The following is an 18336-nucleotide window of genomic DNA, read 5'->3' as shown; positions in this document are numbered from 1 at the left end:
AAACATCACCTATTATTTATCTCGTGTTTTCGACTGCAATTAGCCTTGATTTAAGGGGTTTATCACATCACTTCTAGGAGGAGCCAACCATGCAACAAGGTGATTATAGGTGCCCTCGCTGTGGATATCCAGTTGCTAATAAAGAACTGTGGCGTTGTCCTCGCTGCCATGCTCTTCTTTATTCATATCAACCTTGTAACGGTAGTTGTAAAACGTGCCTTATCAAATGTATTAAAATGTGAAACTAATAACTTAAAATTCTCAACATAGCCCTTCCCCCTTGCCTCACATGCCGGATGGTAATATAATTAGGGTGAACGGTATAGAACTAGCTCCGAATGGTAGTTTTTATGGGCCGAATGGAGAAGGGGGAGGAGGGCCCATCATGTATATGTATAAAAGTATTTTGGAAGTTCCTGTTGGTGTTTCAGGGCGGCATGTGCATCTTACGCCAGAACATTTTAAGCTCCTCTTTGGTCCCGAAGCCGGGCTAACTAAGTTAAGGGATCTCGTTCAACCAGGGGAATTTGCCGCGCGCGAAACACTGACAGTTGTAGGTCCTAAGGGAGTACTGGAAAACGTACGAATCATTGGTCCTCTTCGTGCTTATAGCCAGGTAGAGATATCCCGCACTGATTCCTTCAAATTGGGATTGAATCCCCCGCTAAGGGATTCGGGCGATCTGGAAGGTACTCCGGGGTGTGTCCTGGTGGGGCCGGCTGGAGTGTTAGTTTTGGAACGTGGTGTTATTGTAGCTCTGCGGCATATTCACATGCCCACAGAGGAAGCCAAGAGGTACGGATTTAAAAATAAGGATAAGGTTAGCGTACTAGTAGACGGCGAACGAGGACTAATTTTCCAAAATGTGCTGGTACGCGTCCACCCTAATTTCCGGTTGGAATTCCACATAGATACGGATGAAGCCAATGCCTGTCTCTTGACTAATAATGCCAAGGTACAGGTGATTGCAGAAGAAATTGTGAAGCCCATGGCCCTGGGGCTAACAGGGTAACCTTTGTTAAGAGCCCGTAACAACTCCCGCAAGGGAGTTTTTTTATTTGTTTGGTATTAAGAGGAACTTGGATAGGAGGAACTTCTATACTGCAGGACGAATTATTTTTTTAAGACCAAGACGTTAATCAAAGCAGTTAAAGGGAGAGGGAAGATATGGAAATACCCGTTTGTGACCGTTGTAAGGCTAAAAAGGTAGAAGGCGTTATTTGCCGGCATTGTGATACGGCTTATTGTTATGATTGCCTGGACGTAAATCCACCAGACATGCGTATCTGCCCGGTTTGCGGTCAATTCCTTTGTGATGAATGCTATGAAGGTTTAATACAGTGCGATTTAAAACCCGAGAGATAAATTTTAGGGTCATTTTTTTTGCCCTTATGTTTTCATGATGTAAAAACAAATTTCGTTGACAGCTAATTTAGGGCCATTTAGAATAAATTTTGGGGGTTAAGTCAAGGTTCTTCCTAAATTTATAGGGAAGAACACTAAATCTATGTCAAGGGGGAACAGAAGTGAGTTTCAGCAAGGGTATTAATGCTAGTGCTGCTACCCTTACCAGGAACCGCACGCCGGGTAGCGTATGCCCCTTTAGCGGCATGTGCGCTACGTGCCAGGAAGGGTGCCCAGGTCTCTGTGAAATAGGTAAGTCGGCCTACCGCGGTCGAGAGGTAATCTACCCGCAGCCCTTTGGGCCCATAACAGCAGCAGCGGAAAAGGATTACCCCGTTGATCTTTCCCATTTTAATATCATGGGTACGGCCGTAGGGGCCCACGGAATTGAGGCGGACAGCGATAAGGCTATTTTCCCCGCCGTTAATATTGAAAGCGCGGTCGGCGTCGACAACCAGATCAAACTGAAGCTACCCTTGGTCATTCCTGGCTTAGGTTCCACTCAAGTGGCCAAACAAAACTGGGACGGTCTGGCCATAGGCGCGGCCATCAGCGGTGTTATTCTTACCATTGGTGAAAATGTGTGCGGTATGGACCCAGATGCGGAATTTTCTGGCGGCCGGGTAGTGCGGTCCCCGGACATGGAACGCCGGGTTAAGCTTTTCCAGAAATGGTATAACGGTTATGGCGCCATCGTCGTGCAGAGCAATGTTGAAGATACTAGATTAGGTGTGCTAGAATATGCTATTGATAAGCTGGGAGTAGAAGCAGTAGAATTGAAATGGGGACAAGGCGCTAAAGATATCGGTGGAGAAGTCAAATTACCTTCGCTGGAGCGCGCCTTGCAGCTCAAACAACGGGGGTACATCGTCCATCCTGATCCGGAAGACACGGTAGTGCAGGAGGCCTTCCGGCAAGGGGCCTTTAAGGAATTTGAGCGGCATTCCCGTATAGGTATGGTGGAACGGGAATCCTTCCTGGCGCGGGTGGAGGAGTTGCGGCGGCACGGCGCCAAATACGTGTTTTTGAAGACCGGAGCTTACCGCCCGGCCGACCTGGCTAGAGCGGTAAAGTTTGCCTCGGAAGCGAAAATAGATCTCCTAACAGTAGATGGGGCCGGCGGAGGCACGGGGATGAGCCCGTGGCGGATGATGAACGAATGGGGTATTCCCACCGTTTATCTGGAATGCCTGCTCTACAAATATCTACAAAAACTTGCCGAGCGAGGCGCTTTTATCCCCAGTGTAGCTATAGCCGGGGGCTTTGTCCTGGAAGACCAGGTATTCAAGGGTCTGGCCTTGGGTGCGCCCTACATTAAAGCCGTAGGCATGGCCAGGGCTCCTTTAGCTGCTGCCATGGTGGGTAAAACTCTGGGTGAGGCTATTAAGAACGGTAAGGTTCCAGCGGAAATTGCCAACAAGTATGGTACAACAGTAGAGCAAATTTTCGTAGCTGCTGCCCAGTTAAAAGCAAAATATGGCGAGGCCTTTGCTGAAATTCCACCCGCAGCCATCGGAGTTTATAGCTTCTTCGATCGCATCGGCGTTGGCTTACAGCAGCTCATGTGTGGAGCCCGTAAATTTGCCTTGAAGTACATCACCCGCGATGATTTGGTAGCCCTCACGCCGGAGGCGGCTCAAATCAGCGGCATCCCCTATGTAATGGATCTGGATGCAGAAGAAGCAGAACGCATTTTAGAGTCATAAAAAAGGAGAAGTGATGGTGCCGCAGGGTAAGGGACGGGAAAAAAATAATCCAAAAGGGCAGGGTGTCCAAGCAGTGGATCGGGCCTTATCCATCCTGGAGGCTTTGGCCCGCGCTGAAGGTCCGGTAATGCTTTCCACCTTAAGTGCAGAACTGGGTTTGCATATCAGCACTGTCCACCGCTTGCTCAACACCCTGGCCAGGAGAGGCTTTGTAGAACAGGAGCCTTACCAGGGCAGATACCGTCTAGGCCTAAAATTATTCGAAATCGGCAACCGGGCTTTGTATTCCCTGGACATCAGGGCTATAGCCCGTCCGTACCTGCGGCAGCTGGTGGAGGAATTCAATGAGACGGCCAATCTGGCTGTTTTAGACGGTGCGGAAGTTGTTTATATAGACCAGGTAGAATCTAAAAATATGATCAAGATGTTAGCCCGTCCGGGCACCAGAGGCCCTGCTTATTGTACCGGAGCAGGTAAAGTGTTGCTGGCAGCCCTCACTCCTTCCCAGCTGGAAAGGGTTCTGACTAACACACCATTGAAACGTTATACGGCAGCTACCATTACCGATGTGGAACAGTTAAAACAGGAACTGGAGAAAATACGAGAACAGGGCTTTGCCCTTGACAGGGGCGAACTGGAAGAGGGAGTACGCTGTGTGGCCGCTCCTATAAAAAACCATGAACAACGCGTAGTGGCAGCCCTCAGTGTCTCGGGTCCCAGCAGCCGAATAACAGATGATTTACTACAAGGGAAACTGGTAGAGGCCGTTCGAACAGCCGCCGTCTCCATCTCTCAAGCTTTAGGATCCAGCGAAGCCCGGCTATAACTGCCGGGCTTTTTGTATTATAATTAGTTTTAACAGGCACCATTAAGGCGGTGAGTACTATTGGTGTCCAGCGAATCCCTGCAGCATGGCTTGATCTGGGTGGATAGGGCAGGAGTGATAACCGGCATCAATTCTCAGGCCATCTCTATCCTGGGGCTACCCCAACAGGAAGTGCGGGGAAGAAGATTGACTGAAATTTTTCCCGAAACCCGCCTGGCTGAAGTGTTTACCACCGGCCAACCCCTTGTAGGCACTACCTATCAGGGATTAAATCACACCTTTCGCGTTAACTATTTCCCTCTTCCTGAAGAAAACAAGGCGGGAGCATTAATCGTTCTAGAGCAGGGGGGTCCCCCTTCAAGTGAATGCTCGGAATTGTTCTCTTTGCAAAACCTTATCGAGCTTTATGAGGCCTTGCTCGCCGAACTACCTTTATGCCTGGTAGTGGTGGATAAACAGGGGAAAATAGTCTTTCTCAATAGATATTACCGCTCTTTACTTGGTCTGGAAGAAAAGCCACTGGCAGGCCTGCCGGTTCTGGAGGTCATTCCCTTTACCCGATTGCCCGAGGTTATAGTTTCCGGCTGCCCCTACTTAAATCCGGAGTTAGAATTCGGGGGACAAAAGCTGCTCCTGGCGGAAATCCCCCTCAAGAAAAACAGCGGCCAAATTCTGGGGGGAGTTGGCAGGGTTATCTCCGCACAAGCCCTGGCCGAAGAAAGCATTAGAGATTTTTATCACCGGTTCCAAGTGTTAGAAAATAAGCTTACTCTATACAAAAATGAGCTGAAAATCTTACAGCAAAATCTTTCGCCCTTTGAAGCCATTCAAGGGGTAAGCCCTCAGATCAAGGAGTTAAAAGAACGGGCAGCTAGGGTAGCACGAGGGGAGGCCAATGTTTTATTATTGGGTGAGAGCGGCACGGGTAAGGAATTGTTCGCCCGCGCCATTCACCAGGCGAGCCGCAGAAGGCAGGAACCTTTAATAAAGATCAATTGTGCTGCCATTCCGGAAAACTTGTTGGAAGCCGAACTCTTCGGCTACGATGAGGGAGCTTTTACAGGAGCTGCCAGGGGTGGCAAACCGGGGAAATTTGAACTGGCGGATGGGGGAACCATCTTTCTGGATGAAATCGGCGATTTGCCCTTAAGCATGCAGCCCAAACTCTTGCGCGCCCTCCAGGAACGCTCCTTTGAGCGGGTAGGGGGGAGAAGAACCATTAAAGTAGACGTCCGCATTATCGCCGCGACGAATAAAGATCTGCCCTCTCTGGTAAGAGAAGGTAAGTTCCGCCTAGATCTTTACTATCGCCTGGCAGTAATAACCCTCCAGATCCCACCTCTGCGGGAACGGCCCATGGACATAGTGCCTTTATGCCAAATGCTCCTGCAAAAGTTTAACAGCAGATATGGCCTGGATATAGAGGGTATCAGCGAGGAGGTACAAGAATTGTTCCAACGTTACTCTTGGCCGGGCAATGTGCGCGAGTTGGAAAATGTTCTGGAGCATGCTTTTAATTTCCTGGAACCCGGTGAAAAAACAATTAAACTGCACCATCTCCCTCCCTATGTCTATCGGGGTGACCACCAGGGAGGGCTGCAATTAAAGGAAGCTGTGGCCCAAGCTGAACAAGAGGCCATAAAGAAAGCTCTACTGGCTGCCGGGGGTAACAAACAGGAAGCTGCCCGCTTGCTGGGGATCCATCCTTCCGGGCTTTACCAGAAGATTAAAAAATATAACCTGGAATAATATACGGGGCGAGGTAAGAGGCATGTCCACACTAGAGTTACGCCGCAGTCTGGAAAATCTATTGCTCAATAACAAGGAAGCACCGGTGGACCGCTGGGTCTACACCACTTGCGGCTACTGCGGCACCGGCTGTGGACTCTATTTGGGAGTAAAGGACGGCCGGGCAGTGGCCGTGAGGCCCAACCCCACCTCACCCGTAAACCGCGGTCACCTGTGCTTAAAAGGCACTTATGAGTGGAAAACTTTGGAACACCCGGAAAGGGCCACTCAACCCCTCATGCGGGAAAATGGTGAGTTAAAAGCAACCACCTGGGAAAGGGCCCAGGAGGCCTTTGTAGCCAAGTTACGCGAAGCTTTGGATAAAGGCGGACCGGAAGCTATCGGTATCTACCATGGCGGCCAGTTAACTTTAGAGGAATATTATGCCCTCCACAAGCTAGCTAAGGGAGTCTGGGGCACTCCCAATATAGATGCTAACACCCGCCTGTGTATGGCTTCTACCGTTTCCGGTTACATTAAGTCTTTCGGCATAGATGCTCCGCCGGGCTGTTACGAGGACTTGGATATTGCCCAAGTAATCTTTATTTTTGGCGCTAACCCGGCCGAAATGCATCCCCAATTATGGCAGCGGATTATCCGCAACCGCCAACGTAACCAGTGCAAAATAATTGTGGCCGACCCACGCTACACCTTACCTGCCAGCATAGCCGACCTGCACCTCCGGTTGCGCTGCGGTACCAATGTACCCTTACTCTACGCTATTATCCATGTCCTCATTAGAGAAGGCTTAATTGATAGAGCCTTTATCGAGAGGGCCACGGCCGGTTTTGATGCTCTTTCCGCATCAGCCAGGCAGTTCTCCCCGGAGGTAGCAGAAGAACTCACCGGCGTCCCCGCCGCTCAAATCATAGAAGCAGCTCATATTTTTGGCCTGGCCGGCACAGCGGTTACGATTTTCTGTCAAGGTGTTAATCAAAGCGTACAGCCGGTGGATACCGTTACTCTGATCAATTCTTTACATTTAATAACCGGTAAAATAGGCCGACCTGGATGTGCGCCCTTTTCTCTGACCGGTCAGGCCTCAGCCCTTAGCATGCGAGAAATAGGAGGTGCCGGTTGCCTGCCGGGTTTGCGCAATCCCCAGAATCCCCGGCACCGGGAGGAAGTGGCTCGCTACTGGGGTATTGAAGAGAAAGTGCTACCAACCTTTACCAATGATATCAATACCATGCTGGAACTCATTGCTTCCGGGCAACTCCAAGTGCTTTGGGTAATCGGCACCAATCCTGCCGTCTCTCTAGCCCATCAGGAATATGTGCGTGAGCAGCTCAAGCGCGTTTATCTTGTAGTCCAGGACATTTTTTATCCCATGGAGACGGCAGCTTTTGCCGACATCTTTTTCCCGGCCGCCCAGTGGGGAGAAAAGACCGGTACCATTACCAATTCCGAACGCCGGGTAAACCTGGTTCAGAAGGCAGTTGATCCCCCGGGACAGGCCCAGGATGATCTGACCATTATTTGCCAGATCGCCCGCCGCCTGGGAGCGGGAGAACTCTTCCCCTGGCAGCATCCCGAGGAAGTTTTTACCGAGCTTAAAGAACTGACCCGGAACCGGCCTGACGATATGACAGGGATCACTTACGAACTTCTCGAAACCCAGGGCGGGATCCAGTGGCCCTGTCCCGACGTCACCCGCCAAGGTACTCCGCGCCTGTACGCTGACGCCACCTTCCCGACAGCCCCCGAAGTTTCCCAGGCCTACGGCGAATTCAACGAATCGCCAGGCCGCGCTCGTCTGTGGGCTGTACCTTGGACACCCTCGGTTGGTTTAACAAACGGGGATTATCCTTTCTGGCTTAACACGGGACGGGTTATAGAACACTACCATACCCGTACCAAAACCAAACGCATTCCTGAACTAAACACTCTGGTTCCCCATGCTTTCGTGGAAATAAATCCCCAAGATGCCGCTGCTCTGGGCGTTGCTGAGGGCGAATGGGTTAAAGTAGTTTCTCCTCAAGGATGGGTTAAAGTGCGCGCCCACCTCACGGAAGTAGTAGCGCCGGGAGAAATCTTTTTACCTTTTCATTTTGGGGACCTGGACCCCGGAGAAAGGCAATATCCCCAGGCCGCCAACCATTTGACGGCCCGCCTGCTGGATCCCTGCTCTCGCCAGCCCCTTACTAAAGTCTCAGCTTGCCGGATAGAGAAGATAGATCTCTAAAATTTTAGAGAGCTTTCTAGAATTTTAGAGGCTGTGGCCCAGACCAGATTATAGCCAAGCCCCGGATTCGTTAGGTCCGGGGCTCTTTTTATGGCTGGCACGGATTTTGCTTGTTAAATATAACTGGGAAATATGAGTACCAATTCACAAGCCAACTGCGAAGGCGGTGGTGTACGAGCGTAATAAGTACAATCGGCCTAAAAAGGTAAAGGGAATTTCATAGGATTAGAAAAGTGGAGGTGATTAATCTTGGAAAAAGGAAAATTTAAGGTCAGCCGCCGGCAGTTTTTAAAGGCTTCGGCCGTGGCCGCCGCGCTGGTGGGATCCACGGGGACCACCAGATATTTTATAGCAAAAGCCGGAGCCGAAACTGCACCCCAGAAACAAATTAAATATGTGCGCTCGGTATGTTCACCCAACTGCACCGCTTCTTGCGGTATTAAAGCCATGGTAGTAGATGGACAAATTAAGGCTTTGTTTCCGACCAATGATTACCCCGAACCCGAGTACGGGCCCCGCGGCTGTCTGAGAGGACTGAGTTACACCAATATTATTTATGGACCCGACCGCTTAAAAAAGCCGTTGATCAGGACAGGGGAACGGGGCAAAGGAGAATTCAGAGAAGTCTCCTGGGAGGAAGCCCTGGATTATACTGCCCGCCGCTTGAAGGAACTCGCTGCTAAATACGGTCCGGAATCCATATGCTTTAGCTTCCAGGTAGGGGGAACCGGCCATGTGCAAAAGGGGGCCTGGATTGCCCTTGCTACGCTGGCGGGCTGGAGCCTTAATCACCCCTACGACAAGAATGGTGACCTGCCCATGTTCTGGCCCCAGACTTTTGGGGTACAGTCAGAGGAATTGGAGCCCCTGGAATGGGTCAATTCCCGCTACATTGCTGTTTTTGGCTCCAATCTCATGGTCACCAGGCTCGTGGATTCTGACCTGTTGATTAAGGCCAGAAACAAGGGGGCAAAACTGGTAGTATTTGATCCCAACTATTCTCCCACGGCCGCCAAAGCGGACGAGTGGGTCCAGCTTAAGCCCAGCAGCGACGCAGCTCTGGCCTTAGGCATGGCCAAGGTCATAATAGAAGAAAAGTTGTATGACGAGAAATTCATCAAAACCTTTACCGACATGCCCCTTCTGGTGCGCTTGGACACCAAGACGCGCCTTAAAGCCGAGGAAGTCAAAGGGCTCGCCAAGCCGCAGGGACTACCGCCCTACCGCGAGGCCTTCGTGGCCTACAACGGCCAGCCTATAGCCGTACACCCGGAAAAGCTGGAACTTCCCATGGATGTAATTATAGAAGGCGAAGTAGAAGTGGAATTAAAGAGCGGGCAAAAGGTCAAGGCCAAGCCGGTATTTCAGTTGCTGAAAGAACACTTGAGCACCTATACACCGGCCTACGTAGAACAGGAGACCGGTGTGAAGGGGTCTACCGTTGTCCGCCTGGCCCGCGAGATGGCCACCACTTCGCCCCTACATGTAATTTACGGTGCCAGCAACTACCAGTGGTATCACGGCGATTTAAAGGGCAGGGCTCTGGCTCTCATTCCCGTGCTCACCGGCAACATAGGCAAACCTGGAGCGGGCCTATCCACTTACGCCGGCCAATACAAGATAAGGTTTGATGTGAAAGCCTGGTGGTTCCCTAAACCAGCCAAATGGCTTCCCTGGCTGTATATCCTTCATGGCCCCACGCCGGGCATGAAGGCCAAGTGGCCTGCCAACGGAGTTAAAGCCTTTATCTTCGGCTGGGGGAATCCCTTCGACCAGCACAATATGGCCGACCGTTTACGTCAAATGGCCCAAAAGGGAGATTTGGAATTTATTGTGGCCCTGGACAATCAGATGACCACCAGTTGCCGCTACAGCGATGTGGTATTCCCGGTAGCTACCTGGTATGAAAAGATCGAACTTACCACCACGCCTTTGCACCCCTACATGCAGTTGCAACAGCCGGCCATCGAGCCCCTTTACGAATCGAAATCCGAGCTCTGGATTGCCCGGGAGATTGCCAAGCGGTTGGACCCCGAGTTTGAGAAACACTTTTTCCCCGGACTGGATGAAAAGGCAGCGGCCGAAAAGGTGATCGAGCTGCTCCTTCAAACCGGTGGGCCCCCCGTGGCCGGGATCACCCTGGAACAGCTCAAAAAGGGGCCGGTACGCCTTAAGTCTGAAGTTCCTGGCTATCGCCAAATCCCCTTTTACGAACAAGTGCAATTTAAAAAGCCCTTCCCGCCCTTAAGCCGCCCAGCCCCTTTGGAAGCCACGGCCAAATTTGTCAAAAGCGGGAGGATCGAATTTTACAAGGAAGAAGACACCTTTAGGGAACTAGGCGAGGTCTTGCCGGTGCATAAACCGCCCTTTATAGACAGCGAGTATGCGTTGAATCCTGCGGTGAAAGATAAGTACCAGTTCGTCTACATTACCCGTAATTCCCTTTACCGGATTCACTCCAACTTCTCCAATAATCTCTGGATGAACGAGCTGGAGGATAACAGGCCGAAAATATTCCTGCACCCCGAGGACGCGGCAGCCAAAGGGATTAAAGAGGGAGATTTGGTGGAGGCTTACAACGACCGCGGTAAGGTGAGGGGTTACGCGGTACTGGACCCGGGTATGGGTAGGAAAGTAGTTATCTTTGAGCAAGGTTGGTGGAGCCGTTACCTCGCCGGGGATTCCTATAACTCCTTGACCTATCCCTTTATCAAGCCCACCCATGAAGTCTACTTTGTTCCTGGAATATGGGCTCCCAATACGGCCTGGAACGAGGCCCTCTGCGACGTACGAAAGGTAGGTGGGAGATTATGAAACTAGGAATGGTCATCGACCTGGACCGTTGTATTGGCTGCCGCACCTGTATGGTGGTATGCAAAGCGCATAATTCCCAGCCGCCGGGCACCTGGTGGAACCGAGTTTTCACTCCGGGAAGCAGCCAGCACCAGATTCCTGCCGGTAAAGACGGTCAAGTGCAGATGTACTTTTTACCCGTTTCCTGCCAGTTTTGTGATAATGCACCCTGTGTAAAGGTATGCCCGGTAGGTGCTACTTATACCGACGAACGGGGTGTAGTGCTGGTCGACTATAACCGGTGTATCGGCTGTCGTTACTGTATGGCGGCCTGTCCTTATGGAGTGCGCCAGTTTAACTGGGAGGACCCTAAAAAGGCCAAAGAAAGAGTTGGGTATGCCAGAGGATATAATTATGGCTATCCCTTAGAGCATCGCGATAAAGAGGGCCGTTTGGTGTACACACCCAACCGCCCCCAAGGTATTGTAGAAAAATGCACTCTATGTATTCAGTACATCGACAAGGGGGAAGAGCCTATCTGTGTCCAGGCCTGCCCTGCAAGGGCGCGGACCTTCGGCGACCTGGAGGATCCCGGCTCGGAAATAAGCAACCTGGTACGTACACAGCAAACCGTGCGGTTGCGTGAGGAACTGGGCACCTCGCCCAAAATTTTTTACCTTCCTCCCACGAGGCCACGAAAGTAGGAGGGAAGAAGTATGAGGAAAGGGAATGTTGCTTTGGCTTTAGCCATATTGCTCTTGCTGGTAAGCCTATCCGCCTGGGGGTACCAGCTCGCTAAGGGCCTCATTGTAACCAACATGCGCAACCCCTTTAGCTGGGGACTCTATATTGCTACCTTTGCTTTCTTTGTGGGAATAGCTGCCGGGGGGCTGATCGTCTCCTCCTCGGTTTATCTCTTGAATATAGAACATCTTAAGCCCTTCACCAAAATCGCTTCTCTTACGGCCTTCGCCAGCATTTTAGGGGCAGGGGCAGTGATTCTGCCCGATCTCGGCCGGGTGGACCGCATCTACCACATGATCTTACATCCCAACTTCCGCTCTCCTCTGATCTGGGATTTAATCGTGGTTACCACGTACCTCATTCTCACCTTCTTAAGTGTTTACGTCCAGCTTTTGCCCGATTGGAAAAAGGAAGGACGTGGATTTTTAAACGGCTGGACGAGAAAACTTTCTGTAGACCAGGTAGAAGAGATTTCCCGGAAATGGTCCAAGAGGATAGCCCTGGGAGGGCTCCCGGTGGCCATTTTAATCCATACGGTTACAGCGTGGATTTTTGCCACCCAGGCCTCCCGCAACTGGTGGAGTTCGGCCCTGCTGGCCCCGGATTTCATTGCCAAAGCAGTGGCTTCCGGCGCGGCCCTCGTCCTGGTAGTTTCGCTCCTTTTGGTAGGGAAAGAAAAGTTTGCTCAACACCAAAAGGCCTTTAAGAGCCTGGCCCATATTATAGCCGGCGCTTTAGTCCTTCACTTCTTCTTTACCCTCAATGAGCTGCTGGTGCGCTGGTGGTGGGGGATGCCTGAAGAATTAGAGCCCCTCTCCCTTATCTTGAGCCGCTATGGTTGGATCTACCTGCTAGAATTGGCGCTGCCGGCCTTCACCATGATCTACTTCTTTAGCGAAAAAGGTAAGAACTCGCCTAACTCCCTGTTGCTGGGCAGCCTTTTGCTCTTCATCGGTATCTTTGCCAACCGGTTTTTACTTATGCCTGCTGCTTACAACGTTTTCCCTTTACACCTTACTCTGCCCGGAATAGACGTAGAGGGCTGGAATTATCCTGTAGCCCTAGGAGAATTTAAGAACGGGTGGCCCATATTCGTGTCTTTTTGGTCCTACGTACCTTCACCCGTCGAATTTGCTGTTGGCCTTTTGCCCTTTAGCCTGGTCCTGTTAGCCATTACTCTTATGTTGCGCTTAGGTAGCTTTCTACCCCAGGATACATCCTTGGCCGCCACAGCCCAGTACCGCTTTGACCCGGCAACCGCTTCCGGCCCTAAAGGCCAACTTGGCGCAGGTACTACTGGGCGGGCATAGAAGCGTAGGAGACCCATAGGTCAGGCCCTACCTCCCCAGGTGGCCTGACCTACTAAATTCTTTTACAGTGCTCTAGTACCCGGCGGATTATCACTTCGATTAGCCGGTTTTCCCGGTTCACCCACGCCACGCAGCCGTCGATACCCAGGTCGCTGTGGAGTAAAAGCTCCTCCACCTTAAGGCAAGGCAAATGGGTGAAGCGGCTCACTTCTTCCACTAGGGTATAAAGGGTATACCTTTTTTGGCGACGCTCCAGGACCTTACCTTCTTGGAATTTCACCCGGAAAACCCCGGTGCCTGCTTCCAGGTCCCCTTCACGCACTTGCGCCAAAAAATCTTCCCGGTGCTCCTGGTAATACCTGTCCAAGGCCAATTCGAGCCTTTCTGGGCTTCCCCCGCCAGTTATTGGTTTAGAAGGCGAAGCATCTTCCATCTGCCGCCCTTCTGACCCTGGCCGCAGCCGCACTAGGAGGATGGATGCCGCGCCCCGGGTAGCGGGAGCAAAAGATAATGGGGCAGGGGGACGGTTGCGGTTTTTGCACCTTTCCAGTTCAAAGCTATTAAGGCCTAGATTCTTCTTAAGCTCCTTTTCCAATAAACGGCGGTTTTCTGTTGAAAGAAAAATGCTGGCTGTCTGGGGCATGTCTCCTATAGCTCGCAGGCACCTTAAAGCGGATTGAAGGAGGAACACCTTGCTTCTGGGCTGGCGGTACATGGCCGTAGCAAAGAGGCTGCGGCAGTTCCACCCTTCAGTACCCTTGCCTACCAGCAAAATAAACTGGCTCTCAGCTTCAGGAGTATCCAACAGGCGAAAAAGGCGTAAATTTTCTTCACCCACTCTGCTGTGGTTTACCAGAATTTTCTTTAGGGGAAGTCCTTTTTCGGCCAGGGCTTTTTCCAGCAGAGGGCGGAACTCCTCTTCCAGTTCCGCAATGGTAGTGCAATAGAAGGCTATTTTGGGCAGGAGACCTTCCCGTCGCTCTTCGCCGTATTCTTTCCAGAAACGTTCCACCACATCCCGGACAAAATCTTCTGTTTTGGTGTTAACGTAATCAATAAACTTCACCTGCTTCAAATAGCCTTCCTCAATAGCCTGTTTGACAGAATAAGAAAAAACTACTTCCGGCAATATCTGGCCCTTCACATAGGGTGTACCTGTCAGATTGACACACCCAGCCAGGGGAGATTGGCGATTAAGCCTGTTGATGGTTTGCCGTACCCTTTTGAGGTCGCCGATCAGGGAACGACCGAAGGCGTGATGGGCCTCATCCACAAAGATGGCCAGGCCCTCCAGCTTTTCTATCTGCCGCAGCCGTTTATTGACCTGCCACTCGCCCTCCAGATCTTTAATTTTGGGATATAAAGAATAACTCTTTTCTTGGTTCTTGCGCAAAACTATTTTTTGGACATTGGAGACGATTATGTTATAGGAGGAGCCAGGAAGCACATTTAACTCCGCTTCCGGACTAGTCAAATAATGGAACTTAAGATTGCTGCTTAAGAAAAGGACATATTCTCGCGGGAAAACCTTCGTGTAATCAAACTCCTGAATCTCGCGCAGGGAATGGACAATGGTAGTATCTGGAGCAAAAACCAGGGCGTTCCGGGCAAAGCGCTTGTCTTGAGGGTAATGTTGGGCCAGGATGAAGTTATAAAAGATCATGGTGGCCATTAGGATGGTCTTGCCCATGCCCATGCCCAGGGCAAAAAGCCAGTTGGGATAGGCCAGTCCCTGAAGTTCCCTGTCGAGGCTATCCCATATTCTTGAGGTTTCCGGCCTTTGCGGCGACAGAAACCTTTGGTAAAGCTCCTTAATGGTAGGGTTGCCCTCGATCTCTTTAAGGTAAACGTAAAGCTCCAAAGCATCCACTTGGGGCGGCCTTAAAAAACGGGCTTCTCTTATGTGGCGCAAGATGTTTTGTGTGGGCGGAAAAACTTTTTGAAAAAATTGCCCCTGGTAAAAGCGTTCATTCTCCTCCTCTAGTAGCCGCTTTTCGCAGTATTGAGCGTTGCTGTACCCGCGGTATTGCTCAAAGGCGCTCCAGAGGGCCTCGGCCAGGGAGCAGTTCAACCGAACCACCTCAATCTTTATCCGGTGCTACCCCTAAAATAACCGCTCGTTGCACCACACTTTTCCCGTATTTCCGGCGTAAGCCGTCTACTGCCCTTAAGAGATTCTCTTCTTTTTTCTTCACATTCTCCGGCTCTAGCGAAAGTTGCTCAATGTCCCCCCGTGAAAGACAACCGACTTGAACTCCTATTAAACGCCAGGGAGGCTTTACCCCGCTTTTTTCAAAGAGCTCCTTAGCTGTCCGGTAAAGATCGCTGTCTAAATCAGTCTCGAACGGGAGGGTTCGCGAACGGTTATAAGTAGTAAAATCACCTCTCCTGATCTTAAGGGTCACGGTCCGGCATTTAAGATGGTGGCTGCGCAGCCGGTAGCCGACCTCGCCACATAAAAGGGCCAGAGCAGCAGCTACTTCCTCAGGATCCCACTTATCCTTCTCAAAGGTAATTTCTCTCCCCAGGCTTTTGGCTTCCTGCACTATTTCCAGCCTGCGATAATCTATGCCCCTGGCAAAAAGAAGAAGTTCCAGGCCGGTAGAACCCAGCCGTTCTATTATTTCAACTTCCCTCTTACCGGCCAGGTCGCCAATGGTATAAATTCCCATGCTACCCAGCACTTGTTCTGTCTTGGGGCCCACCCCAAAAAGTTTCCCCACAGGCAAAGGCCATATGACTTCAGGTACCTCTTCTGGCCATATCGCCCTTAAACCATCCGGCTTGGCCAGTTCGCAGGCCATTTTGGCCAGGAGTTTATTGCTGGAAACTCCCACGCTCAAAGATAAATCCAGCTCTTTTCTGACAGCGCTCCGGATGGCCCGGGCTATTTTTATGCCTTCTCCCGTAGGAACCGCCAGGTAGGCTTCATCTATGGAAACTTTCTCAATATCCGGGGTGAAACGCTCGAATATGGCAAAGACCTGATCAGACACCTGTTGGTAGCGCCGCCTGTCGACCGGCAGGACGATGGCCTGGGGACATAATCTTAGGGCTTTCTTCATGGGCATGGCCGAGCGAACGCCGTATTTCCTGGCCTCGTAGGAACAAGCGGAAACCACACCGCGGGCTGCAGGATTGCCGCCCACTATAACGGGCTTCCCGCGGTACTCCGGGTGGTCTCGCTGCTCAACCGAAGCGAAAAAGGCGTCCAGATCACAGAGAAGGATATCGCTCATTTGCCACTAACTCCTAAGTTTGCCGGGAAGAAACACCGGTTTCCACGTAAATCCGGTTTTCCCTGGCCCAAATACCGCTCTGCGTTGTGAGGGGGACCACAATGACCACTGGGCTCTGGTCAAATAACCTGCTGATTTGGCTCCTTCTACCACCAATGTATGATAATTTTACGAGGACCGCAAGAGCGATATAGTCAAGGATGCAGACAATGAATTTATCAATGACGTCAAAACTGATATCGGCAATAACCTTATTCTAAGGAATGAAAAGAGCTCCGGCTTTGCAGGAAAAAATAACCTGAATATCGAAAAATGTAAAAAGACGCAGTACTCTAGGTCGCTAAGACATTGGGGGAACGTAGAGCTATGGGGAACAGCTGGGATCATGAACTAATTCTTCCGCTGAAAGCAGAGAACATCGCAGGGCCTGTGGGTATAGCTATAGCTAAAAGGGTGTTGGAAACCACCACAGAAGGAGTGCCAGTGACCGACAGAAATGTTATCATTCAGTGGGTCAACCGAGCATTTACTAGCATAACAGGGTACAGCCCGGAGGAGGTAATCGGGAGACGTCCTTTTTTCTTGAGGGTTGCTAGAGAAGGCCAGGAGAATTTTTGCCGTCGCCTGCGGCGCTATTTAGTAAACCACGAACTATGGGAGGGGAAGCTGTGGTTAAGACATAAGAATGGAGAGCTTATACCTCGCTGGGTAACCGTCACCGCTATAAGGGACCAGGAAGGGAAACCTATTCACTACTTAGCCTTATGTACCAGCCTAGCTCATAAAGAAACAAATCCTCAGACAGTAGCCCAGGTAGCCCACCACGATGCCCTGACTGGTCTGGGCAACCGGCTCCAATTTTATAGTATGTTTGAAGCTACCATAAATTTAGCTATCCGGCGAGGCCTCCGATTAGCCCTGTTCTACATTGACCTCGACCGGCTGGATGATATAAATGCTCTCTTAGGATTTCTTGTAGGAGACAGGGTTTTACAGGTATTGGGTAGGAGGATAAGTGAACTCGCACAGGAGCACGGTACAGCCTTAAGGATAGGTGGAGACGAGTTCGTCTTACTAGTTCCTTTAGAACGGGAGGAACTGGCCGTTTTTTGGGGAGAAAGGATATTGCAACGTCTGCGTCAACCTGTGCGGGTGAAGGGTCAAAATTTCATCATCACAGGTTCTGTAGGTGTGGCTTTTTATCCCAAAGATGGAGCCACGCCGGATGAGCTTCTACATGCAGCCCATTTAGCTTCCAAACGGGCTAAAATGGAAGGCAAAAACCGGCTCGCATTTTTTAGCCTTGAAGATCACTCAGCCTTGAGGGCACGAATGGCTCTAGAGCAGGACCTATGTAAGGCCATCACCAGTGGAGAACTGGTAGTATATTACCAGCCTTATTTCAGCTTGCGGGAAGGAGAGATGCGAGGACTGGAAGCCCTCATCCGCTGGAACCATCCCACCCGTGGGCTCCTCCTGCCGGGTGATTTTATCCCTATAGCAGAAGAAACAGACCTTATTGTACCGCTAGGCGAGTATGTTTTGCGCTCCGCCTGTACCGAAGTGCAGAAGTTGCGGGAAAAGGGGTTAGGGCCGGTCCGTTTGGCCGTTAATGTGTCCGGCCGTCAGCTAAATGAGAAGGGCTTTGTAGCAACCTTGAAAAAGATACTCATTAGTACAGATTTTGACCCCAGGCTTCTAGATTTAGAAATCACAGAGACTACGGCTATATATAATACGGAGACGGTAGAAAGGATTTTTAACGAACTGGAAGCTATGGGAGTTAGGCTAGTCATAGATGATTTTGGGAGCGGTTACGGAACCCTACGTTACTTGCGTAGCTTTCCGGTACATACCATTAAAATTGACCATTCCTTTATAAAGGGTGTCCCTTCTAATCGATACGATACTTCCATAGTTTTGGGCATAATGGCCTTGGCCAAAAGCCTTGAGCGGTACACCGTAGCTGAAGGTGTGGAGACTTTGGAACAGCTCCAGTGGTTAAAAGAGCAGGGGTGTGACCTGGTGCAGGGGTTTTTATTCTGTCCTCCAATGGCAGCGGAGGAGCTACTTGCCTGGGTCAAGGACACTCGGGGAAGAGGGTGCTAAATGACACTTCCTAACCAAAGGTCTGCCTGGACACCTACTCCCATGTAGGGATAGATTTAAAGCGCCTGGCGGCTGCCAGGCTAGACAGGATACTGGGCATAAAGAAAAATCCCTCCCAGGCAAAGGAGGGATAAACTGAATTATACAATCCACCTAGATTAAAAGAACCGCCGGGGAACTAGCCCCAGCGTTTTTTTGCGGGTAGTAGTATGGTAATAGTAAATTGGCCTTC

The 18336-nt window shown here is 50.8% G+C and carries 12 protein-coding genes; 10 read left to right on the top strand and 2 right to left on the bottom strand.

The window, feature by feature from the left end:
* Positions 1 to 391 precede the first annotated feature (391 nt).
* From pduL to nrfD, 9 genes are all read left to right on the top strand, one after another.
* Positions 392 to 1012: a phosphate propanoyltransferase gene (pduL, locus tag AC1BI1_RS11830; protein WP_476717505.1), complete on the top strand. Its 621-nt coding sequence runs from the start codon at positions 392 to 394 to the stop codon at positions 1010 to 1012.
* Positions 1013 to 1167: 155 nt separating this feature from the next.
* Complete coding sequence (locus tag AC1BI1_RS11825) at positions 1168 to 1365, top strand: hypothetical protein (RefSeq protein WP_476717503.1); 198 nt, start codon at positions 1168 to 1170, stop codon at positions 1363 to 1365.
* 161 nt (positions 1366 to 1526) lie between these two features.
* Entirely contained in the window at positions 1527 to 3110 is a 1584-nt protein-coding gene (locus tag AC1BI1_RS11820; RefSeq protein WP_476717502.1) for an FMN-binding glutamate synthase family protein, read from the top strand.
* Positions 3111 to 3126: 16 nt separating this feature from the next.
* On the top strand, positions 3127 to 3936 hold the full coding sequence (locus AC1BI1_RS11815) for an IclR family transcriptional regulator (RefSeq protein WP_476717501.1): 810 nt from the start codon (positions 3127 to 3129) through the stop codon (positions 3934 to 3936).
* Between the two features lie 63 nt (positions 3937 to 3999).
* Positions 4000 to 5685 carry a sigma-54 interaction domain-containing protein gene (locus AC1BI1_RS11810; protein ID WP_476717500.1) on the top strand — a complete coding sequence of 562 codons (1686 nt, stop codon included), beginning with the start codon at positions 4000 to 4002 and terminating at the stop codon, positions 5683 to 5685.
* Between the two features lie 22 nt (positions 5686 to 5707).
* The gene (locus tag AC1BI1_RS11805; protein WP_476717499.1) at positions 5708 to 7909 is read left to right on the top strand and encodes a molybdopterin oxidoreductase family protein; all 2202 of its coding nucleotides are present in this window, start codon (positions 5708 to 5710) and stop codon (positions 7907 to 7909) included.
* Between the two features lie 249 nt (positions 7910 to 8158).
* Entirely contained in the window at positions 8159 to 10723 is a 2565-nt protein-coding gene (locus AC1BI1_RS11800) for a molybdopterin-dependent oxidoreductase (protein ID WP_476717498.1), read from the top strand.
* On the top strand, positions 10720 to 11406 hold the full coding sequence (locus AC1BI1_RS11795) for a 4Fe-4S dicluster domain-containing protein (RefSeq protein WP_476717497.1): 687 nt from the start codon (positions 10720 to 10722) through the stop codon (positions 11404 to 11406). Before AC1BI1_RS11800 ends, AC1BI1_RS11795 begins: the two co-directional genes overlap by 4 nt.
* A 12-nt stretch (positions 11407 to 11418) precedes the next feature.
* Positions 11419 to 12756, top strand: coding sequence for an NrfD/PsrC family molybdoenzyme membrane anchor subunit (nrfD, locus tag AC1BI1_RS11790; RefSeq protein WP_476717496.1), 1338 nt, complete (start codon positions 11419 to 11421; stop codon positions 12754 to 12756).
* A 52-nt stretch (positions 12757 to 12808) separates the two neighbouring features.
* On the opposite strand, the gene AC1BI1_RS11785 is transcribed toward nrfD, so the two are convergent.
* Both AC1BI1_RS11785 and dinB read right to left on the bottom strand, forming a co-directional pair.
* On the bottom strand, positions 12809 to 14827 hold the full coding sequence (locus tag AC1BI1_RS11785; RefSeq protein WP_476717495.1) for a DEAD/DEAH box helicase: 2019 nt from the start codon (positions 14825 to 14827) through the stop codon (positions 12809 to 12811).
* A 10-nt stretch (positions 14828 to 14837) separates the two neighbouring features.
* Positions 14838 to 15995 (bottom strand): DNA polymerase IV, encoded by a 1158-nt coding sequence (gene dinB / locus AC1BI1_RS11780; protein ID WP_476717494.1) that lies wholly within the window; start codon positions 15993 to 15995, stop codon positions 14838 to 14840.
* Positions 15996 to 16361: 366 nt separating this feature from the next.
* Between dinB and AC1BI1_RS11775 the strand changes: the two genes are divergently transcribed.
* Positions 16362 to 18104 carry a putative bifunctional diguanylate cyclase/phosphodiesterase gene (locus tag AC1BI1_RS11775; protein WP_476717493.1) on the top strand — a complete coding sequence of 581 codons (1743 nt, stop codon included), beginning with the start codon at positions 16362 to 16364 and terminating at the stop codon, positions 18102 to 18104.
* Positions 18105 to 18336: the final 232 nt, after the last annotated feature.

This window comes from Thermanaeromonas sp. DSM 22490, from assembly GCF_056378755.1.
Note: the sequence above shows the minus strand (reverse complement) of the source record. Positions and strands in the feature narration are given on the sequence as shown.

What these genes read in the sequence shown, in the direction of transcription:
- dinB (WP_476717494.1), bottom strand. Translation starts at nt 15,995, where the DNA reads ATGAGCGATATCCTTCTCTGTGATCTGGACGCCTTTTTCGCTTCGGTT.
- AC1BI1_RS11775 (WP_476717493.1), top strand. Translation starts at nt 16,362, where the DNA reads ATGGGGAACAGCTGGGATCATGAACTAATTCTTCCGCTGAAAGCAGAG.
- nrfD (WP_476717496.1), top strand. Translation starts at nt 11,419, where the DNA reads ATGAGGAAAGGGAATGTTGCTTTGGCTTTAGCCATATTGCTCTTGCTG.
- pduL (WP_476717505.1), top strand. Translation starts at nt 392, where the DNA reads ATGTATAAAAGTATTTTGGAAGTTCCTGTTGGTGTTTCAGGGCGGCAT.
- AC1BI1_RS11795 (WP_476717497.1), top strand. Translation starts at nt 10,720, where the DNA reads ATGAAACTAGGAATGGTCATCGACCTGGACCGTTGTATTGGCTGCCGC.
- AC1BI1_RS11825 (WP_476717503.1), top strand. Translation starts at nt 1,168, where the DNA reads ATGGAAATACCCGTTTGTGACCGTTGTAAGGCTAAAAAGGTAGAAGGC.
- AC1BI1_RS11805 (WP_476717499.1), top strand. Translation starts at nt 5,708, where the DNA reads ATGTCCACACTAGAGTTACGCCGCAGTCTGGAAAATCTATTGCTCAAT.